This window comes from Paraburkholderia tropica, assembly GCF_014171495.1.
Classification (GTDB): domain Bacteria; phylum Pseudomonadota; class Gammaproteobacteria; order Burkholderiales; family Burkholderiaceae; genus Paraburkholderia; species Paraburkholderia tropica.
In genome coordinates this window covers 201,521-219,483 of sequence record NZ_CP049138.1, presented here as the reverse complement: position 1 = coordinate 219,483, position 17,963 = coordinate 201,521, and the positions used below count along the sequence as shown (strand labels likewise).

26 protein-coding genes and 1 pseudogene are annotated in these 17,963 nt (G+C 58.9%); 22 read left to right on the top strand and 5 right to left on the bottom strand.

Features of this window, described 5'->3' with window-relative positions; translation table 11 throughout:
• The first annotated feature begins 9 nt into the window (after positions 1–9).
• From G5S35_RS39890 to G5S35_RS38125, 5 genes are all read left to right on the top strand, one after another.
• Entirely contained in the window at positions 10–624 is a 615-nt protein-coding gene (locus G5S35_RS39890; protein ID WP_237182048.1) for a 4Fe-4S dicluster domain-containing protein, read from the top strand.
• 28 nt (positions 625–652) lie between these two features.
• The gene (locus G5S35_RS39885) at positions 653–844 is read left to right on the top strand and encodes a (Fe-S)-binding protein (protein WP_237182047.1); all 192 of its coding nucleotides are present in this window, start codon (positions 653–655) and stop codon (positions 842–844) included.
• 325 nt (positions 845–1,169) lie between these two features.
• Positions 1,170–1,859 carry a class I SAM-dependent methyltransferase gene (locus tag G5S35_RS38135; protein ID WP_111475086.1) on the top strand — a complete coding sequence of 230 codons (690 nt, stop codon included), beginning with the start codon at positions 1,170–1,172 and terminating at the stop codon, positions 1,857–1,859.
• Positions 1,860–2,078: 219 nt separating this feature from the next.
• On the top strand, positions 2,079–2,375 hold the full coding sequence (locus G5S35_RS38130) for an H-NS histone family protein (RefSeq protein ID WP_110329849.1): 297 nt from the start codon (positions 2,079–2,081) through the stop codon (positions 2,373–2,375).
• A gap of 242 nt (positions 2,376–2,617) precedes the next feature.
• On the top strand, positions 2,618–2,911 hold the full coding sequence (locus G5S35_RS38125; protein ID WP_110329848.1) for a hypothetical protein: 294 nt from the start codon (positions 2,618–2,620) through the stop codon (positions 2,909–2,911).
• Between the two features lie 223 nt (positions 2,912–3,134).
• Here the strand turns inward: G5S35_RS38125 and G5S35_RS38120 are convergent.
• Positions 3,135–3,380, bottom strand: a pseudogene (locus G5S35_RS38120) (transposase); the annotation flags it as partial.
• Positions 3,381–3,789: 409 nt separating this feature from the next.
• Here G5S35_RS38120 and fliE point away from each other — a divergent pair.
• From fliE to tnpC, 6 genes are all read left to right on the top strand, one after another.
• On the top strand, positions 3,790–4,131 hold the full coding sequence (fliE, locus tag G5S35_RS38115) for a flagellar hook-basal body complex protein FliE (RefSeq protein ID WP_110329847.1): 342 nt from the start codon (positions 3,790–3,792) through the stop codon (positions 4,129–4,131).
• Positions 4,132–4,281: 150 nt separating this feature from the next.
• Complete coding sequence (gene flgB / locus G5S35_RS38110; protein WP_110329846.1) at positions 4,282–4,779, top strand: flagellar basal body rod protein FlgB; 498 nt, start codon at positions 4,282–4,284, stop codon at positions 4,777–4,779.
• A gap of 84 nt (positions 4,780–4,863) precedes the next feature.
• Complete coding sequence (locus G5S35_RS38105) at positions 4,864–5,223, top strand: DJ-1/PfpI family protein (RefSeq protein ID WP_311684179.1); 360 nt, start codon at positions 4,864–4,866, stop codon at positions 5,221–5,223.
• 150 nt (positions 5,224–5,373) lie between these two features.
• A complete protein-coding gene (tnpA, locus tag G5S35_RS38100; protein WP_373681723.1) occupies positions 5,374–5,853 on the top strand; it encodes an IS66-like element accessory protein TnpA in 480 nt (159 codons plus the stop codon).
• Positions 5,853–6,206 carry an IS66 family insertion sequence element accessory protein TnpB gene (gene tnpB / locus G5S35_RS38095; protein ID WP_181441131.1) on the top strand — a complete coding sequence of 118 codons (354 nt, stop codon included), beginning with the start codon at positions 5,853–5,855 and terminating at the stop codon, positions 6,204–6,206. Before tnpA ends, tnpB begins: the two co-directional genes overlap by 1 nt.
• 99 nt (positions 6,207–6,305) lie before the next feature.
• Entirely contained in the window at positions 6,306–7,910 is a 1,605-nt protein-coding gene (gene tnpC, locus G5S35_RS38090; RefSeq protein ID WP_183040844.1) for an IS66 family transposase, read from the top strand.
• A 211-nt stretch (positions 7,911–8,121) separates the two neighbouring features.
• On the opposite strand, the gene G5S35_RS38085 is transcribed toward tnpC, so the two are convergent.
• Complete coding sequence (locus G5S35_RS38085; RefSeq protein WP_110329841.1) at positions 8,122–9,009, bottom strand: LysR substrate-binding domain-containing protein; 888 nt, start codon at positions 9,007–9,009, stop codon at positions 8,122–8,124.
• 100 nt (positions 9,010–9,109) lie between these two features.
• On the opposite strand from G5S35_RS38085, the gene G5S35_RS38080 reads away from it, so the two are divergent.
• From G5S35_RS38080 to G5S35_RS38070, 3 genes are all read left to right on the top strand, one after another.
• A complete protein-coding gene (locus G5S35_RS38080; protein WP_110329871.1) occupies positions 9,110–10,024 on the top strand; it encodes a DMT family transporter in 915 nt (304 codons plus the stop codon).
• A 107-nt stretch (positions 10,025–10,131) separates the two neighbouring features.
• Positions 10,132–10,530: a MarR family winged helix-turn-helix transcriptional regulator gene (locus G5S35_RS38075; RefSeq protein WP_110329840.1), complete on the top strand. Its 399-nt coding sequence runs from the start codon at positions 10,132–10,134 to the stop codon at positions 10,528–10,530.
• Between the two features lie 111 nt (positions 10,531–10,641).
• The gene (locus tag G5S35_RS38070; RefSeq protein WP_110329839.1) at positions 10,642–11,025 is read left to right on the top strand and encodes a tautomerase family protein; all 384 of its coding nucleotides are present in this window, start codon (positions 10,642–10,644) and stop codon (positions 11,023–11,025) included.
• Between the two features lie 72 nt (positions 11,026–11,097).
• On the opposite strand, the gene G5S35_RS38065 is transcribed toward G5S35_RS38070, so the two are convergent.
• A complete protein-coding gene (locus tag G5S35_RS38065; protein WP_110329838.1) occupies positions 11,098–12,255 on the bottom strand; it encodes an alpha-hydroxy acid oxidase in 1,158 nt (385 codons plus the stop codon).
• 77 nt (positions 12,256–12,332) lie between these two features.
• Positions 12,333–12,725, bottom strand: a complete 393-nt coding sequence (locus G5S35_RS38060; protein WP_110329837.1) for a tautomerase family protein — start codon at positions 12,723–12,725, stop codon at positions 12,333–12,335.
• A 138-nt stretch (positions 12,726–12,863) separates the two neighbouring features.
• On the opposite strand from G5S35_RS38060, the gene G5S35_RS38055 reads away from it, so the two are divergent.
• On the top strand, positions 12,864–13,781 hold the full coding sequence (locus G5S35_RS38055; protein WP_110329836.1) for a LysR family transcriptional regulator: 918 nt from the start codon (positions 12,864–12,866) through the stop codon (positions 13,779–13,781).
• A 164-nt stretch (positions 13,782–13,945) separates the two neighbouring features.
• Here the strand turns inward: G5S35_RS38055 and G5S35_RS40405 are convergent, their stop codons facing one another.
• A complete protein-coding gene (locus tag G5S35_RS40405) occupies positions 13,946–14,332 on the bottom strand; it encodes a substrate-binding domain-containing protein (protein WP_181441130.1) in 387 nt (128 codons plus the stop codon).
• Between the two features lie 423 nt (positions 14,333–14,755).
• On the opposite strand from G5S35_RS40405, the gene G5S35_RS38045 reads away from it, so the two are divergent.
• From G5S35_RS38045 to G5S35_RS40145, 7 genes are all read left to right on the top strand, one after another.
• On the top strand, positions 14,756–15,838 hold the full coding sequence (locus tag G5S35_RS38045) for an ATP-dependent DNA ligase (RefSeq protein WP_183040843.1): 1,083 nt from the start codon (positions 14,756–14,758) through the stop codon (positions 15,836–15,838).
• Positions 15,835–16,038, top strand: a complete 204-nt coding sequence (locus tag G5S35_RS38040; RefSeq protein ID WP_110330015.1) for a hypothetical protein — start codon at positions 15,835–15,837, stop codon at positions 16,036–16,038. Before G5S35_RS38045 ends, G5S35_RS38040 begins: the two co-directional genes overlap by 4 nt.
• Entirely contained in the window at positions 16,035–16,409 is a 375-nt protein-coding gene (locus G5S35_RS38035) for a hypothetical protein (RefSeq protein ID WP_110330016.1), read from the top strand. The genes G5S35_RS38040 and G5S35_RS38035 overlap by 4 nt, the downstream gene beginning before the upstream one ends.
• Before the next feature lie 67 nt (positions 16,410–16,476).
• Positions 16,477–16,902 carry a hypothetical protein gene (locus tag G5S35_RS38030; RefSeq protein WP_146230145.1) on the top strand — a complete coding sequence of 142 codons (426 nt, stop codon included), beginning with the start codon at positions 16,477–16,479 and terminating at the stop codon, positions 16,900–16,902.
• A 38-nt stretch (positions 16,903–16,940) separates the two neighbouring features.
• Positions 16,941–17,342 (top strand): hypothetical protein, encoded by a 402-nt coding sequence (locus G5S35_RS38025; protein WP_110330018.1) that lies wholly within the window; start codon positions 16,941–16,943, stop codon positions 17,340–17,342.
• Positions 17,342–17,818 carry a hypothetical protein gene (locus G5S35_RS38020; protein WP_110330019.1) on the top strand — a complete coding sequence of 159 codons (477 nt, stop codon included), beginning with the start codon at positions 17,342–17,344 and terminating at the stop codon, positions 17,816–17,818. The genes G5S35_RS38025 and G5S35_RS38020 overlap by 1 nt, the downstream gene beginning before the upstream one ends.
• Entirely contained in the window at positions 17,818–17,946 is a 129-nt protein-coding gene (locus G5S35_RS40145) for a hypothetical protein (RefSeq protein WP_258365592.1), read from the top strand. Before G5S35_RS38020 ends, G5S35_RS40145 begins: the two co-directional genes overlap by 1 nt.
• Positions 17,947–17,963 lie beyond the last annotated feature (17 nt).

The window sequence follows — 17,963 nt, the reverse complement described above, 5'->3', positions numbered from 1 at the left end:
AGCTGGGCGATGCCATGCCGGTGGACGACAAACCTGCGCCTCGGCACGACCTATCGTCTCTTACATGTGTCGCGCCAGTTCACGTTCGGCGATCTAGCGAAGCCCGACACGTTCGCGCGCGCGACGGAGCGCTGTATCGGCATGGACAAGTGCCGTTCGCTGGGCGGGGACAAGATGTGTCCGAGCTATCGCGCGTCGCGCGAAGAGAAGTATTCGACGCGCGGCCGCGCGCGTCTGCTCTTCGAACTGCTCAAGGGCGAAGTGATCGAGAACGGCCGGCAAAGCGCGGCCGTGAAGGACTCGCTCGATCACTGTCTGGCCTGCAAGGGCTGTCGCAGCGATTGCCCCACGCATGTGGAAGTCGGGAATCACAAGAGCCACTTGCTTTACGAGTATCACAAGTACAAGCGCCGTCATGTGATGGACGCGGTGGTGAGCCGCACCGGCAAGTGGCTGCCCGCCGCCACGCATGCGAGCGGGGTGGCGAATGCGCTGATGCGCAATCCGTCGTTCCGCAAGGTGAGCGCGAAATTCTTTCTCGCCCGAAGACGTGAAGTTTCCGGCCATCGCCGCGAAAGCTTTCCGCAACGGCGCGAGCGCGAAGCGCCTGCTCGCGCTGTGTGAAAGCACGACAAGCGGGAGGAGGAAGCGCATGCCCGTTCTGCTATGGGCCGACACATTCAACAACGGCTTCACGCCCGAAGCGATGGAAGCGGCGGTGCGCGTGTTCGAATCGAAGGGCCTCGAAGTGCGCCTGCTGAGCAGGCACGTGTGCTGCGGATGTCCGATGTACGACGCGGGTCTGCTCCACCGACATTTTCATGTCAACCGCGTAAGCCGGTAATCGACCGACTATAGTTCAAAAGAATCTCGTCTCCACGAGCGCCACCAGCTCAGGAAGATTCGGCATCTCAGATCACTCTGCACGGTGCTCATGACCATCGATTAGTTATCGCCACATCTGAAATATTAGGTAAGGCATGCTAAGGTATCGAAAGTAGATTGCCGTTGCGCATGAGGATAGGTGAGTCGCACTGATCTTGCCGACCTAGCTTTTGGTGCATTCGTCGGAGCGGCGCGCGCAAACGCCTTATTGGTCTACATTTTTCAATACATGTGACAGCGATTGTCCCCGCAGTCATTTGATTAACCCGAACAACGCCAACACTGTGGATACGAACAATCTGATTCAGGTAATAGAATATTCAATCTTCAGAAAGACTACTGACAGCTTCGATGTTCTTCAGTGCGCAAAGATCGATGCAGCGCTGTCTTCAGCTCGGTACTATCAGCGAAACATGCTGAGATCCAAAAATTTCTCCAATGATCTGGATCATTTGGCGTTTTCGCTCGAGAACACTTGTATAAATGGTCTTTATTTAGAGTTTGGTGTGGCATCTGGGCGCACGATCAACCACATTGCTGGATTGAAAAGCGGACAGACAATCTACGGATTCGATGTATTCACGGGTCTGCCTGAGACATGGAGAACTGGCTTCGAGTCGGGCGCCTTCGGACGTGCCGCATTGCCGCCGGTACGGGAGAACTGCAAACTGATTTCAGGACTTTTCGAAAATACCTTGCCTCCATTTATAGAAGGCAAGTCCCGCGATATCGCATTCATCCATGTCGATTGCGATTTGTACGCGGGCACACGCACCATCTTGGAGACATGCCGGCCATATTTGAAGGCCGGCACCGTGATCTGTTTCGACGAGTATTTTAACTACCCCGGCTATGAGCAGCACGAATTTTTAGCTTGGCGCGAGTTTTATAATAAGTATGGAATTGCATATGAATATCTCGGCTTCGTCAGCAGTCACCAACAGGTATCGATTCGTATCACAGCAATCGCCTAGTTAAGGCGATTGCTGTTATCGCTGGCCCCTTGTTTGCAACGTGATGGTAAGAGTATTTCGGCTATGACTGAAAGGTTTGCATTTCCCACCAAGCTGAACACGCATTAGTCACTGATGGGCGTCAGCGTGCGTGCGGGGCGGGCAGCGGGCAACTGCCGGTTGCACTGACGCGAAGCGGGCTATGATCGTCATCATCGTATCCGATCGGGGAGATAGATCTTGGCGACATACAAGGAGCTGAAAGCACAAATGGCCGAGCTGGAGGCGCAGGCGGCTGCTGCCCGGGAGGCAGAGTTTCAGGAGGTCCTCGCTGACATCCGGGCGAAGGTGTCCGAGTACGGATTCACGGAGCAGGACATCTTCGGCCGCAGGCGTGGTGGACCGCGGGCGCCGGCGGCACACGTGGCGGCCAGATACCGTGACCCGAAGACGGGGGCGACCTGGTCGGGTCGGGGCCGGGCGCCGAACTGGATCAAGGACGCGAAGAACCGCGACAGGTTCCTGATCGACAGCTAATACGCGCGGGGAAGCAAACGTCAGGCATATGCGTTTCCACGAACGGGCGGCAGGCGGGTATCGCATCGGCGGTTGATGGTCAGTGACCACGCGCAACGGCATCGGGTGAGGGTCGACGCGATCCGGCGTACTCTAGACCATCTCAGATCGCCAGCGCATGCATGTAGCAACCGGCGAACGTGTTTGGCGCCAATCCCGGTGCGTAGCGCAATAGGTCCGGCGGCTCCGCGTAAAATGCGCTTATGTTTAACTCCGCGGAGCGCAGGTTGGTCAGGCCAAGGAAAGCAGAAAAATTGAAGGTTGTCGCAGTCCGCATCGATCCGGGCATTGAGCGCAGGCTACGGCTTCTGGCGGAAACAAGCGGCGGCAAGCCGTCTTTTTTCCTGCAGCAACTGATCGAAGGCGGGATCAGCGCGCTCGAGGAGGTCTGGCTGCCAGCGGACCAGTTGGCGCAGGTCCGCGCCGGCGAAGTACCCGGGCCCGCTGCGTTCCGGGCAGCCCCTGATCTGTTCGACGAACCGGAGTTTGATCGCTGAAGGGTTGCGTGCCCCAAGCGCTAGTCCGTTGCCCACCGACTGCTCATAGGGACCTGTGGTGGCATGGATGCGCTCGTCAAGCCTATTGCCGTGGACACGGCATTTTCCACTTCGTTAGATCGCCCAGTGGCAGAGGGAACGAACAGCTGCGGATGGGAGCGATTTTATGGGGCCGGTACAAGTTTCACTTCCCGAACGGATCAATTTTTACTTTGTCGGACGGTTGCCAGACACCAGCGTGCTGCCACTCGACCAGACGTCGCCAGCGAGCCGTGCCTGAACCGCATCCCATTTCTTGCGGGATCAGATTCCATGTAATGCCGGAGCGCAACACGAACACAATGCCTGCGAGCACCGCGCGGTCGGGTGTCGGTTTGCGGCCCGCATACTGGCGATTGCGTGGCGCTCGCGCAGGCAGAAGCGGTTCGATGAGTGACCACAATTCGTCGTCGATTAGTTCTTTAGGCATCGCATCCTGTCAGTCAAAACAAGACAGCAAGTTAAAACCAACCCAGAAAAGTTAACAGCCCCGAAATTTAATTTCGCAACAACTTCTTAGCCGAACCCGGGAGGACCGTCGCCGATATATAGGACCTCCAAGCTCGCTGACAACAATGGCCGCTCCCTGCTTGGCTCCGGACGGCCACTCGCAGCGCACGTTGCTGTGTTGAGTCGTCGTTCGGTAACTTATTGTCATAGTAGTTGCGAGCGAGATAACAAAGTTGTAATTGGACCGTATCCTTGGCGTCATGAAGGATCGTCATAATGTCCTCCGCTCTGGTGCGCGGGCTAAGAGCGACTCCTACAGACGAAACCAGCGCGCACCATGCGCAGCTTTAAGCCGGTTACGTTTGCCCGCGCCGCAATGACGGGAGATAGTGATGGTACCGGTAAATCCGATCACATCTGCTTTGCAGCAGATGCAAGTAATGGCGAATGAAGCGGCGAATCCGGAGTCGCTGGACTCTTCGGCGTCGGTTTCGTCTGCGACCAGCCAGGTTAGCTTCACGGAACTGCTTCAACAGTCGCTCGCGAAGGTAAGCGCCAGCCAGGCGTCGGCATCGGGTGAGATGCATGCGTTCGAACTTGGCGCGTCGAACGTCTCGCTCAATTCTGCGAAGATTGACGGCGCTAAAGCCGGCATTATGTTTCAGCAATCGCTGCAAATCCGCAACAGACTCGTAAGCGCCTATACCGACATCATGCAGACGCAGTTGTAGTGAAACGTCGGGCTTCTGGATGCTCGGAATTTGAGTCTTGGGCAATGCCGACCGATTTGCCAAAGGTTATTACGGACTCGGGGCCTTCTCAGTTGCCGAAATTAACGTTCTGTGACGCCTTGCACGCCCGATCAATCGTAAGGGACTTTAATGCTAGATAAGCTCGATGCCGCCTTCGCCTTTGACAAACAGGCGCTTGATGTCCGCTCGTACCGACAGGAACTGATGTCCTCGAACATCGCGAACGCAGACACGCCAGGCTACAAGGCGCGCGATGTCGATTTCGCGTCCTCTCTTGCCCGAGCACTGCGACGGAGCGACGGCACGGTGGGCTCGGGCCCGTCGAAAGGCTCTGCGCTGCCCATGATGGGGACTGCCAACATAACAAGCGGCGTGACGATGGCATTGACGCAACCCGGTCACATCGCCGGCGACACGACGCTCGTCGCAATGGGCGGACCTGCCGATGACTATGGCCCGTTGCTATACCGAATTCCAATACAGCCAGCGCTCGACGGCAACACGGTGGATCTGGATACAGAGCGCGTTCAGTTTGCGGACAACACGGTGCATTTCGAATCGCTGCTTACGGATGTGTCGGGAGAAATAAAGACGTTGCAGTCGGCGATCACGTCGGGCGGCACCTGAGGTTGGGAGACGTTGATCAGCGTAGCAACTTCCGCCGACGGGCGTGTAACCGACTCTTGAGCGTCCGACTGAACACAAGGCTGGATCAAATTTGACCGTCATGTTGGCGACGTGAAGGCCTCCGAGTACGACGCGTACATTGTTCCGGGCGGGACGTGGAATCCGGACTCCCTGCGAGCCGACCGGGACGTCCTGAATCTGGTTAACGAGGCTCATGCTTCAGGAAAGCTTCTCGCCGCAATCTGCCACGGTCCCTGGATCCTGGCAGATGCAGGGCTCCTTAAGGGGCGCCGCGCGACCGCATGGTGGTCGACGGAGAAAGATCTGACGAATGCTGGCGCGACCTACATTGACGAAGCCGTCGTAGTAGACGGGCGCATTGTGACCTCCCGTGCACCGACGGACCTCGAGCCGTTCGTCACGAGGATTGGTTCGATGCTGTAACGGACTCCGATTAGTGTCGACCACACTGATCTGAGCTGCGGGCGCCCATCGTCGACGGGACTTTCGTAAGCGCGAAATTCTCCGCACCTAGGCAGCGCTGCCGAATCGATCCACGATTGCGTCCGCAGACTTGAATTGCGGACGCAGATGATGACCGACACTGACTTTGACTTTCTCCCTCTGCGCGTAACCCGGACGTGCGCGGATGGCAAGCATCGATACGATCCGGAGGGCAAGCGTAAGTTGATCGCAGCCTGTCGCCGGCCGGGCGCGTCATTGGCTGGTCTGGCGCTGAAGGCTGGGGTCAATGCGAACCAGTTGCGCAAATGGGTGCAACTGGAAGAGCGATGTGAAGTTGCCGACGTTTCACATGATGCTATCGCGCAAGCACCGTCAACCTTCGTGCCGGTCGTCTTGATCGGCGAGTCACTGGCATCGACTCCTGCGGACACAGCATTACCAGCCCCGCAGCCGTTGCTGCAACGAGATCCGCCACGTCCGTCGCCGCGAGCTGCACCACTTGCGCGCTTGTCGGCAACACTGCCTAACGGTGTCGTGCTCGAGCTCGAATGCTCTGGGAGAGACACCTCGCTGGTCACGGCGATGATTGCCGCGCTGGGAGCGGGCTGATGTTCCGCTTCGACAACGACCTGCGGATCTACCTGCATCGCGAGCCGATCGACTTCCGGGCTGGACTGAATACGCTGGTGACGATGGTCGAACAGTCGATGCAGCTCGATCCGCTCGCGGGAGCCGTCTTCGGATTCCACAACCGGAAACGGGATCGGGTAAAGCTGTTGCTCTATGACCGTGCCGGCTTCTGGCTGATGTTGAAACGGCTCGAGGTGGATCGTTTCGCGTGGCCCCGTCGTCAGCAGGCCGTGATCGAACTCACGGTCGACCAGCTCCATCTGCTGCTCGACGGCGTCGATCTCGACGCGCTGCGTCCACATCCCGCACGACAGTACTGCTTCACGAGTTGAGGAGCGGAATCGCGAACGTCGTTGGCGAACAACGGCCGTCCCGGCTGTTACACATCTCCGTAAACCTGTGCGACGCCGCGCTTCGCTATCGTGAAGCGCATGAAAGCCGATCTCGCCCGATTGCCGCAGGCCGCCAAGGTCTATATCCACGAACTCGAAGCAGGTCTCGCCGAGCGCGATGCCAGGATCGACGAACTGACCAAGCGCCTCGACGCGTTGGAAGAGCAATATCGTCTCGCACTGGCCCGACAGTACGCGCCAAAGAGCGAAAAGCGCGAGGGCCGCGTGTTCAACGAGGCCGAAGATGCCGCCGACGCCGATCCAGACGGCGCAGGCGACAGTGACATGCCTTCGCTGCCGGACACCGGATTGCCGGAGCTCGACAAGCCCGAGCCGCGTAAGCGCGGCCGCAAGCCGCTGCCTGCGGATCTGCCGCGCGAGCGCATTGAGTACGACCTGCCCGAAGAGCAGAAGATCTGCCCGTGCTGCGGCAAAACCCTGCACCGCATGGGCGAGGACGTCAGCGAACAGCTGCACATGGAGGTCAAGGTATCGGTGCTGCAGCACGCGCGCGCCAAATATGCGTGCCGGCACTGTGAACGTCACGGCGTGCGTACGCCAATCGTGATCGCGCCAATGCCAGCGCAGCCCCTGCCGGGCAGCTATGCCAGTCCGTCGATGATCGCCGCCGTCACGGCCGGCAAGTACGTCGACGGCACACCGCTGTATCGAATGGAGGATGTGCTCGCGCGCTCGAACATTGCAGTCAGCCGCGGCACGCTGGCGAACTGGATCATCCGCCCGGCCGAGCTGCACTACGCGCGGATTTACGATGCGCTCAAGCAGATTCTGCGAAGCCAGTGGTTGATCCACGGCGATGAGACCACGGTCCAGGTGCTCAAGGAAAAGGATCGAAAGGCACAGGACACGTCGTACATGTGGGTCTACAGGAGCGCAGCGGACAGCGAGCAGCCGGTCGTGTTGTTCGAGTATCAACCTGGGCGCGGTGGGGAACATCCGCGTGCCTTCCCCGGCGACTACGCCGGCACGCTGATGACGGACGGTTGGCCTGCCTGGCGCACGATCAAGACGGCGATGCACCTCGGATGCCTGGCGCACGCGAGGAGGCTGTTTACGGACGCGCTCAAGGGCCAGAAGAACAAGCCGAGTCCCCGCATCACGAAGGCACTCGAGTTCTTCCAGGCGCTGTATCAGGTCGAGGCGCTCGCGAAGCAAACGCTGCCTGAAGGCGAAACGCTGACCGATTACCGGTATCGCCTGCGGCAGCAGCACAGCGTGCCGCTGTTGACCGCCTTCAAGACCTGGCTTGACGAGCTGGCACCGAAGGTTCTGCCGCAGAGCCTGCTGGGCGAAGCGATCGGTTACTGCCGTCGGCAATGGCAGTATCTGATCCGCTACGTCGATGACGGCCGTCTGCCGCTTGATAACAACGTCATCGAGCGCGACATCAGGCCGTTTGCCACTGCGAGAAAATCGTGGTTGTTCAGCGACACGGTTGCGGGTGCGAAGGCGAGTGCGATGGTATACAGCATGATGCTCACATGCCGCGCCTGCGGCGTCGAACCGCACGCCTGGCTGCTGCATGTGCTGACCGAATTGCCGCAGCGCGCCGCAGACGCGGACATCAGCGACCTGCTGCCGTTCAATTACGTGAAGCAACAAGCCGAGGCGAGCGTGAGCTGACACAGCGAGCGCGCCGCAGTCATCGCGCCGGCACACTTTACCGAAACCCAGATGCGGCCATCGCCGGTCAGCCTCGGCCGTAGCGATGCGGCTATGCTTGCCCATCAGCTGCAAATGATTCTCCATTCGGTGTGCTGAATTTACCGCTTACGGACTTTCGGGCGCCCGCTTCATTTGGGCATCAGTCCTCGACAAGCGGTGCGGTGCCCGGTCAGCCAGCCTCGACCTGGTCGAGAAACCATTCTTTTAGTGTCTCGACGGCTGGGACGGCCGCCTCCGCGCGTGGATGGACCAGGTAGTAGGCAGTTCGGAGCGCAAGCGCGAATACGAAAGGCTCGACAAGGGATCCGTTAGCCAGTTCGTCCTCCACAAGCAGCGCGCTCGTTAAAACGATGCCTTGGTTTCTAAGCGCCGCATCAATGGCCATCAACGACTGGTCGAAATGAATGCCGCGAATCGATTCGATTTCATCCGGCGAAAGTTCGCTGAATTTGCTTAGCCAGTCCACCCAGTGAGGGTGAAGCGTGTTATGCAGCAGTGTCGCTCGTGCCAGGTCAGCGGGCGCCTTCAATGCGAGCTCACTCGCGTAGCGCGGGCTGCAATACGCCCTGGCCTCATCAGCTCGAAGGAGGGTGACGCACAGATCAGCGTCGCTACCGTCGAAATACCGGACGGCTAAATCAACCGGTTCGAAATCGAAGTCGACAAGCGTGGTCGAGGTGGTCAGGTTGAGCGCAATACCTGGGTTTTCGCTCAGGAACGCAGCCATGCGCGGCGCGAACCACTTCGCGGCGAAGCTTGGCGGCATTGTCACGCGCAGGCCGCGCCGCCTGGACTCGCGAATCCTGTGACTCGCCAGGACGATTTGCGCTAGCGCTGGCTGTATCTGCAAAAAGTAGGCCTTCGCCTCTGGCGTTGGGATGAGCTGGCGTATCTGTCTGACAAAAAGGGGGGCGGTCAGCCACTCTTCCAGCTTCTGCACTTGCTGCCCAACCGCGCCTGGGGTGACATGCAATTCGACAGCGGCCTCCGAAAAGCTGCCATGGCGCATGGTGGCTTCGAACGCGATAAGAGCCTTCAGGGGTGGAGGTGTGTTCATGGCGTAGTTTTTCTATTGCATGCCAAAGTTTATTTCGGTTGTCCGGGGGCTGTCCAGCGCCCAGAATTCATCCCAGTTATATCTTTCCTGGAGGTTTGAAATGAACCCCGCAAGCGTCGCTTTTGGTCTGTTGGGCTTTATTTGGGGCACCAATTTCTTGTTCATGCGCTGGGCCAGCGTTCTCATCTCGCCGTCGCAGATCGTTTTTCTGCGCGTGCTCTTCGGATTTGCGCCCATCCTGGTCTTTGCGCTCTTTAGAGGGGCACTGAAGTGGAAGCAGCTCCGCCATGTGCACCACTTCTTCGTGATGTCGTTGCTTGCCACGACGGTGTACTACTACTCGTTTGCGAAGGGAGCCTCTTTGCTTCCGTCGGGAGTAGCGGGAATGCTGAGCGGCGCGATTCCGCTGGTCTCCTTCCTTTGTGCCTGGGTCGCGCTGCGCTCTGAGCGACCAACCGCTCGAATGGTCGTGGGACTGGTTTGCGGGCTTGCGGGCGTTCTCCTGATCGCGCGGCCTTGGTCCGCTAGCGCGTCTGGCGTGAATCTGCAGGGTGTGCTTTACATGATGGCAGGGTGTGCCAGCGTTGGCTGCTCGTTCGTCTACGCTCGCCGCTACCTGAGCAACATTGACATGTCGCCGCTTGCCCTGTCCACGTGGCAAATCGGGCTCGCGCTCGTATCAATCAGCCTGGTGACGGATTTCCACGGGATCATGGCGGTTACGACGAACGTACAGGCAGCAGCAGGGCTTGTGGTGGGGCTGGGTCTGACGGGCACTGGCGTAGCGTACATCCTCTACTACTACATCGTTCAAAAGCTCGGCGCATTGACGGCCTCCAGCGTGACCTATGTCCCTCCGCTCATCGCTGTCTTGATTGGTGTCGTCTTTGCGAAAGAAGCGGTCCATGCCATGGATTGCGTCGCAATGCTCTGCATCCTTGGTGGCGTGTTCCTGCTTCAGACGGGCAAGGCGAAGAAGGCAGCGGCAGCCGCCCCCAAGGCAGAAGCGTGCTGATGGTTGTCTTTGACAAGGGGAGCGTGAAGCTCCACTTGCCAAATCCCAGAAGTGTGACCATCGAGCGTTGGCTTTAAGGTATCAGTTGCGGGTATATACTCGCAATCATGAACGTACCTTGCTACTGCACATCACTGCGCAACGCTGCTCGTCGTCTGACCGCAGCCTATGACGCTGCTCTCGCTCCCGTTGGGGTGGGTGCAGCACAGTTTGCCCTGCTACGGGGAGTAGATTCGTCCGAGGCTGTTGGGCTATCCGAGCTGGGCGAAAACCTTGACCTCGATCGTTCCACGGTGGGGCGAAACGTCAGGGTGTTGGAGAAGATCGGGTTGATTCAGACCGGCGCGGGCGCTGACCAACGAGGCACTTATGTCACGCTGACGGCCGCAGGGCGACAGGTGTTGAAGAAAGGTGCACCCTTATGGGAAAAAGCCCAGAGTGAATTTGAGGCGCGGATTGGTCTCGAACAGGCTCAAGGACTCAGGAACGCGCTGCACACGGTGTAGGAACGCGATTGTAGAGGAAACGGAGTCGCGATAGAGGATTCGTCGCACTCTCCCGGGGCGGTCGCCCCATTTTTTCGGTGATATGCGGGTATATACCCATAAGAAGTTGCGATGCCATTGGTGAAGATCAACTTGCGTAAAGGGCGAGAGGCAGAGGTCAAGGTGGCGATTGCTGATGCGGTCCAGGCTGCACTGGTGAACGTTCTGGGTATCCCGGATGCCGACCGTTATGCCGTGATCAACGAGCTGGATGGGGAGCATTTTATTCACACGCCTGCCTATCTGGACCTCAAATATTCCGAAGATCTCTTGATGATCGAGATAACGTTCATCGAGGGGCGTCCAGACGAGACGAAGAAGGAGCTTTTGAAGGACCTGAATCGAAGGCTGACCGCTACCGGTCATGTCCGAGAAGATGATGTGTTCGTGATGATCTACGAGGTCGGGAAGGCAAACGTGTCTTTCGGTAAGGGGCTTGCACAGCGGGCTCTCTAACGACCTGCGGAAATTCAGCTATTGGTCGGTGGTGCGACAACGGATTATCTATTGGCCGATGTCGCGATCAAGTTAGTGCCGTGCAAGAATGGCTGGCGTAATGTCGCGTACTGCGCGCGTCCCAGTCAGCGCCATCGAAACATCGAGCTCCTTACGGAGAATATCAATTGCCTTGCTCACGCCCGGCTGTCCACCGGCACCGAGACCATAGATAAAAGCTCGTCCGACCATGCAGCTACGTGCACCGAGGGCCAGCGCACGTAGAACATCCTGTCCTGTGCGCACACCACCATCGAACAGCACCTCCACCTTGTCGCCGACGGCGTCCACAATCCGTTCCAGCATAGATATTGATGACTTCGCCCCGTCCAGTTGACGCCCACCGTGATTTGACACGACGATGGCGGAGACTCCGAGGTCCGCAGCGATCTTCGCGTCTTCTACGTCCAAAATTCCTTTCAGGATGATTTTCCCTGGCCAGATGCGCCGAATCCAGTCCAAGTCCTTCCAGTTCAGCGTCGGGTCGAACTGTTTCGACATCCACTGGGCGAGCGTATTGACGTTATCCATGCCTTGAATGTGCCCGGCAATGTTGCCGAAGTTCTTGCGCTTCCCCTTGAACACGCTCCAGGCCCACGTTGGCTTGGTCGCGACGTCCAGGATGTTGGCGAGGGTGATTTCGGGTGGGACCGTCATGCCGTTTTTTATGTCGCAGTGCCTTTGCCCAAGAATCTGAAGATCGAGCGTGGGCATCAGCGCACTACATTTGGCCTCGATAGCCCTTTCGATGAGTGACCGAACGAAACCGCGATCGCGCATCACATATAGTTGAAACCAGAACGGTTCACCTACGTTCGCGGCGACATCTTCGATTGAGCAGATGGACATCGTGCTGAGGCAAAAGGGAATGCCAGCTTCCTGCGCGGCTCGGCAGGCAAGGATTTCCCCGTCGCCATATTGCATGCCGCAAAGACCAATTGGAGCGAGCGCGAAGGGTAGCGACGTTTGTTCGCCGAGCACGGTCGTCGACAGGTCACGGTCGTCGACGTTGATAGCGACGCGCTGGCGCAATGGAATTGCCTCAAGGTCCGCGCGATTGGCGCGCATTGTCGACTGCGTATACGAGCCGTGATCTGCATACTGGAAAAATGCGCGCGGCACGTGACGTTGCGCGATTTCACGCAAATCGTCGATGCATGTTGCTTTTCGTAGTGCGGCTTCTCTTGCCATGTGAACTGCGTCTCCCAATTGCTCTTTTTTGATGGGGCGCATAGCCCCGCCTTTAGCTGACATGTACTTGCCGCGCGTTATTCCGTCGGTGCGTATTGCATTTCGCCATTTCCGAAGGACCAGTCGACGCCCGCGACGTCGATGAGGCTGATCCAGATGTCTTGCTTGCGCATGCCCGTTTTGGCATGAACGCCGTCTGCGATTGCCTTGTAGAAGGCCTTCTTCACGTCGACCGTCCGACCGGCATTCCAGGTGACCTGGATGAAAACGATGCCCGGCGTGTAGTCGATACCCAGATAGCCTTCTGCGGGGTAGATCAGTTCGTCTTCCGAGTGGCGCGAAATGATCTGGAACTTGTCGTTCTTCGGGACATTCGCCACATTGATCATGGCCTCGTACACCGTGTCGCTAACTGCCTTGACGACTTCGGACTTAGCGTCCTTCGAAATATTGATTCGTACGAGGGGCATTGCTATCTCCTTTGGAAGGTGCACCCGGTGGTATGGATACCTAGGCGGGAGCTGGCACTAGGCAAGTCCTTAGGATAGACTTCGATATGCTCTTCCGAAAGCGAATAATATTCATCGTTAACATGCCGGATAGGAATTATGATCGAAGACCTTAAAGCCTTCGTCACCGTCATTGACGAGGCCTCCCTGACCCGTGCTGCGACTGCGCTATGCGTTACGCAGTCCGCTGTCTCAAAACGCATTCAGCGCCTGGAGCAGTATTTGGGGGCGGATCTTCTGGACAGAAACTCGAAGCCGCCACGTCCGACGGCGGTGGCCTGTCGCATCTACGAGCAGGCCGTCCCCCTTCTGCGCGGCCTCGATAGGCTGCTGGAGCTCGCGAGAGAGGATGCGGAGCCGACAGGGACGCTACGGTTCGGCTTTCCGCAGGTCGTTGCTGAAATCGCTCTGTTCAATGCGGTCGTCATGACGAAGGAGAGATTTCCGCTGCTTGAAGTGCGACTGCGCACTGATTGGAGCTCCGCGCTGCTACGGACGATGGAGCAAGGAGAGCTTGATGCGGCAGTGATAATGGTCTCGAGTGATCGCACTCCGCACGAGGACTTCTCGCGGACCTTTGTGGCGAGGCTCGAGGTACTTGTTGTTCAGAGTCGGAGCAAGCCGCTTGTGGAGGCGGTCAATTCGATCAAGTCGCTCGCGTCCCAGGAGTGGGTATTGAACCCTCAAGGGTGTGGGTACCGCGCAGCGCTTGAAGCAGCAATGGACTCAGCGGGAAAAAGTCTGCGACTGGGCGTGGATACCCACGGTACAGACATGCAATTGCGACTGGTTGCCGCCGGACTTGGCTTGGGCCTTGTCCCGCGCGGCGTACTGGAGAACAGCGAATGGAAGGACGAAGTATCCGTTGTCGAGGTAAGCGACTTTGACCTGAGCGTCGACGTCTGGCTGGTTCGGCCCGCCCAGCTTGGCAATCTCGGGCAAGCCGTCAACTTTCTCGGAGAGTCTATTCAAGCCTCATTCGATGGCCAGACTAGCCGGGGCTCTAGGCCCGCGTAATTGTGTCGTTGGTTTCCCCGAGGGCTTGCCGACCTCGGTGTCTGGACATCGGGCCACCCATGGCGCGTCAAGCCGTCGAATTCATGCGCCAATCGGCCAGGTCGTTTCGTCAGGGGTCCCGGGCCCAAAGCACCCTCAATGGACGAGGAGGCCTGTCTTTGCATTCACGCGAGGTGGCCACCGGTCGCTGACTCGAATCCGCAGGAGTGTCGTATGTCCCGTGTCGCCGACGATGTAAGCAGTTCTATTAGCGAACGCGCCGTCGCGTCGGAAGACGATCCTTTGCTCACCGCGACGGAGTAGGTCGTGGACAGCCGATAGCGATCCGGCAGAAGGCCGACCAGAGTCAGGTGATTCGTGTATTTAATCTCGGTAGCCTGTGTAATACCGATAGCTCCCACACGAGCTTCCTCAGACAGAGCCCGCATTGCGGTCTCACCGTTCGCATGTGGGCGGATCTTGTCGCGGATTGATGGTAAGCCGTCAATAAACGACGCCCTACCAATGGCAGGCTGAAGGTCAGATGCTAAGTGTCCGCGTGGACATGTCAACGCCGACTGAATCCTGACCTTTCGGCGAAACGCCGAAGTAAATCTGACCCACCCAGTTGGTATCTCTTTGATTTTCGTGCAGCTTTCCGGTTAGGGACATCTAAGGCCGACGCGCCTTCGCCTTGTGGTCCGCTATAAATTCCGTTTTGAATCAAACGCATGATGTCTACCCGCCGCGAGCGAATGCTGCAATCGCGAGGGTACTGACGTGATGCACTCTCCCAGGTTAAGGGGTGCGCTGCGCAGCAGCCCCTTGCGCTCACGCCATGACTGTCCGCGATGGGGAGTCAGCAGGCCGCTGATTACAAGAAAAAATGTTCGAGGGCCGGAAGGCAATGCCTCACCAAGGTCAAGCGCGGGCTAATCGGAAAAATGCACGGAAATCAAAGGGATCCCAGTAAGTAACCATAAACTACGCCCTAGTTGGCCGAGCTTCTGAAGCGCATCATCCGCAAGGATCTGCGCGCGGGCTTTTCCGAGTCGTCGGTGAACAAGGGCATGCCGGGCCTCATCGCCGAGTTCCCCTACATGCGCTGCGTGCTGCCGAAGAAGGCGAAGTTCAACAAGTGGGAATGGGAGCAGGGCGTATTCAGCCAGGAAAAGGCTGACGGCTTCTACGACAACCTCGACCACGACGACGACGGCAACGTGGAGCTGCGCACGCGCCAGGGCAATCCGCTGCCGCTCGATCAGTTCGGCGGGGTCGTGGCCGAAGCGAAGGCGCGCCTCGATCGCGGCACCGAGACGCACGGCGAGATCCTCGTGCTGGTCGATGGCGTGATTGCGGATCGTGAGATCGGCAACAGCATCGTCAACCGCGTGGCCGCGGGCGGCGAATTCGCCGCGAACGAGCAGCCGCTCTTTCTCGCGTGGGACCAGATTCCGCTGCACGTGGTCGTGCCGAAGGGCGAGTATCACGTCGGTTATCGCGAGCGTTTCAAGGCGCTGCTGATGCAACTGGCCCGCGTGCCGGGCAGCGACGTGCGCGTCATCCCGACCAAGATCGTGCACTCGCTGCGCGAAGCCTACCAGCACTGCAAGGAGCTCCAGCTCCAAGGCAAGGAAGGCACGATCATCAAGCGCCCGACCGGCTTCTGGAAAGACACGAACAGCGGCAACCCGGACGTCGTGAAACTGAAGGTCGAAGCCGAAGCCGACCTCGTGCTCAAGGCGATCGTGCCGGGCCGCGCGGGCACGAAGAACGAAGGCCGCCCCGGCTCGATCACGTGCGAAACCTCGTGCGGCCAGCTCGTGGTGGACGTCACCATGAAGAACGAGAAGATGCGCGACGGGCTGGAAGCGGGCTGGTCCGCGTGGGAAGGCCGCGTGATGAAGGTCGTGTTCAACGACATCATGGCGCCGTTCGCGTCGAGCAACGTGCACTCGTTCTTCCTGCTGCGCTTCGCCGAAGATTGCGTGCGCATCGACAAGGACGTGGCCGACAATCTGGCGCGCTGCCGCGAGCAGCTCGAGGCGGCCATCAACGGCGAGGGCGTGCCGGCATGATCACGATGGCGACGAGCCGCGAAGCCTCGCCGTTCCCGTGGCGCTCGCATGTCAACTTCGACGGCGCGGGCGGCTGCCGCATGATCGACGCGAAGGGCGTCGAGGTGGCGCTCCTGTCGGTGATGGCCCTCTCGGGTATCGTCACGGCCACGATCGCTGCGCAGCCGGCGGCGACGCAGAAAGAGGGCGCGGCAGCATGAAGATTTTCACGCATGTGCTGCTCGCACTGCGTGCGGTGCGCCCGGTGGCAGCGGGCATCGCACGCGCGCTACGCGAAGATCCTCAGACCTTCACGTTCGGGCGCGCGCGCGGTCAGGCGTTCACATGGGCCACGCACTGCTCGGGCGTGTGGGCCGTGATGCACTTCCCGCCACCGGCGCGCGGCGTTCTGCCGGTGATCCGCGTGGTGAACCGGGAAGGGCGGCCGACCGTGGTGCTCTCGAAGTTGGAGACCCTCCTGATCGCGCTGGCCTGGCCTGAAACGTGGGAACCGCGCCGCGACACGGGTAAGCAGTTCGACCCAGACGCGACGGGCGTGCAGTATCGCCTCACAGGTCTTCGCGAATCCTGACCAAAGGCCCGCTTAATGCGGGCCTTTTGATGCTATAAACGCCAAAACAACTCGCATGGGAACAGCGATGACGACGCTATTCGATCTGATGGAGAAGGCGATTTTGGGACTGCTCGCTACAGCTATAGCTGCCGTCATAACGTTAGCCTCCGTCGCAAAAGCTGAGCTTGACGCAAACCTGCTCCGCGCCGTTCAGGACTACTTCTGGAGTATTCCGTTTCTCGCGGGGGTCGCCGTGCTTTTGGTGATGAGGAAATCGGAATCCACGATGAAAGGTCTCGGCAAAGGCGTTCTCGCGTTTTCGTGCATGTTCGTCATCTGGTTATCCGCCGGAATCGTCACGTGGATACAGGCCACATTGGCACTTCTTGGTCACTATGCAATACCGGGATGGAAGGGGACGATCATGTTCTTGATCTTTCTAATCCCATACCACTTTTGCCTGGCGTATGGGAAGAAGCAAAGCTGCAGTTCCTCTATCGACAGCAGGTAAACCGGGCAAGTATCATGTGCGGATCTTTGGAGAGGCACATGACCTACAAGACCTTCACGCTGGGCGACCTGCGCGCCTTGCTTGCACCGCTATCGGGGGCGCGTCGCGCCGCGGTGCTTTACGCACTCGACACGCACACCAACCTGGACCGCACCGTGATGCTCGAATGGAAGGAAGCGCTGCGCGCGCCGACCACCGAGTTCGCGCGCGACCTGATCCGTATCCAGCCGCGTCACCTGCGGCTCGATTATGTCTTTTGGGAATATCTCGAAAACGGGAGTGCAGCGCCATTATTCTGTCTCGAAGATAGCGTTAGCGAGGTGACGATGGGTCGCAGCTTCGCTGACCTTCAAGCGCTCTACGACCGCATGATCTGGATCGATGCCGAGCTGGAGGCCGACTCGTTCTCGCGCGACCTCAAACAGGCGATGGAGGGTTGATGCTCGGTTGGATATGGGTGAATGCGGGCGTGGCGATCATTGCGCCGATCGTCGGGCTGGGGGTCGTGCTGCTGGTGCACTTGCTCGCTGGTGGGGACGGGGGCCTGTCGAAGGACATTATTGACCGCATCAAGCTGGTCGCGCCGTTTCGCGACGGCCAGCTTGGCTATATCGCAGTGGGCTGGGCGGTGGCGGCGTATCATGATCTGCACGAGTGGCAGAGCGGCAAGATCAGCGTGGACTGGGTCAGTGATGTTGATATTGCCCTGTTTTTGCTGGGTGGTCTCGCGGGCTTGGTCGCAGCGTTCGGGGCGGTATCGCCGCTCAAGCCCCTTGCGGTAGGCGCGACTCGCCCCAGACTGTTCAGCCGGGCGGGATTCAAGCGCTACATCCTCGCGATTGCGTCTATCGTGCTTTCAGTTCTGGTGCTATGTATAATGATCTTTGTGCGCCTCAAAACCACAGGGAAAATCTAATGACCAAGCTACTCCATCTCGATCACATGTCGGAAGAGTCGCGAGCCTTGATTTACATGGCTGCGATCGTGGGCGTGGGCTGCGTCACGGCTGTTGGCTTTGTCGTGCGGGCGATGCTCAAGCTCTGACGCTCCAGCACCCCAGC

Bases quoted from the DNA above. Each gene is read 5' to 3' on its own strand.
- G5S35_RS39890 (WP_237182048.1), top strand. From the start codon at position 10: ATGCCATGCCGGTGGACGACAAACCTGCGCCTCGGCACGACCTATCGT.
- G5S35_RS39885 (WP_237182047.1), top strand. From the start codon at position 653: ATGCCCGTTCTGCTATGGGCCGACACATTCAACAACGGCTTCACGCCC.
- G5S35_RS38125 (WP_110329848.1), top strand. From the start codon at position 2,618: ATGTTTAACTCCGCGGAGCGCAGGTTGGTCAGGCCAAGGAAAGCAGAA.
- flgB (WP_110329846.1), top strand. From the start codon at position 4,282: ATGCTAGATAAGCTCGATGCCGCCTTCGCCTTTGACAAACAGGCGCTT.
- tnpA (WP_373681723.1), top strand. From the start codon at position 5,374: ATGACCGACACTGACTTTGACTTTCTCCCTCTGCGCGTAACCCGGACG.
- tnpB (WP_181441131.1), top strand. From the start codon at position 5,853: ATGTTCCGCTTCGACAACGACCTGCGGATCTACCTGCATCGCGAGCCG.
- tnpC (WP_183040844.1), top strand. From the start codon at position 6,306: ATGAAAGCCGATCTCGCCCGATTGCCGCAGGCCGCCAAGGTCTATATC.
- G5S35_RS38085 (WP_110329841.1), bottom strand. From the start codon at position 9,009: ATGAACACACCTCCACCCCTGAAGGCTCTTATCGCGTTCGAAGCCACC.
- G5S35_RS38080 (WP_110329871.1), top strand. From the start codon at position 9,110: ATGAACCCCGCAAGCGTCGCTTTTGGTCTGTTGGGCTTTATTTGGGGC.
- G5S35_RS38075 (WP_110329840.1), top strand. From the start codon at position 10,132: ATGAACGTACCTTGCTACTGCACATCACTGCGCAACGCTGCTCGTCGT.
- G5S35_RS38070 (WP_110329839.1), top strand. From the start codon at position 10,642: ATGCCATTGGTGAAGATCAACTTGCGTAAAGGGCGAGAGGCAGAGGTC.
- G5S35_RS38065 (WP_110329838.1), bottom strand. From the start codon at position 12,255: ATGGCAAGAGAAGCCGCACTACGAAAAGCAACATGCATCGACGATTTG.
- G5S35_RS38060 (WP_110329837.1), bottom strand. From the start codon at position 12,725: ATGCCCCTCGTACGAATCAATATTTCGAAGGACGCTAAGTCCGAAGTC.
- G5S35_RS38055 (WP_110329836.1), top strand. From the start codon at position 12,864: ATGATCGAAGACCTTAAAGCCTTCGTCACCGTCATTGACGAGGCCTCC.
- G5S35_RS38040 (WP_110330015.1), top strand. From the start codon at position 15,835: ATGATCACGATGGCGACGAGCCGCGAAGCCTCGCCGTTCCCGTGGCGC.
- G5S35_RS38035 (WP_110330016.1), top strand. From the start codon at position 16,035: ATGAAGATTTTCACGCATGTGCTGCTCGCACTGCGTGCGGTGCGCCCG.
- G5S35_RS38030 (WP_146230145.1), top strand. From the start codon at position 16,477: ATGACGACGCTATTCGATCTGATGGAGAAGGCGATTTTGGGACTGCTC.
- G5S35_RS38025 (WP_110330018.1), top strand. From the start codon at position 16,941: ATGACCTACAAGACCTTCACGCTGGGCGACCTGCGCGCCTTGCTTGCA.
- G5S35_RS38020 (WP_110330019.1), top strand. From the start codon at position 17,342: ATGCTCGGTTGGATATGGGTGAATGCGGGCGTGGCGATCATTGCGCCG.
- G5S35_RS40145 (WP_258365592.1), top strand. From the start codon at position 17,818: ATGACCAAGCTACTCCATCTCGATCACATGTCGGAAGAGTCGCGAGCC.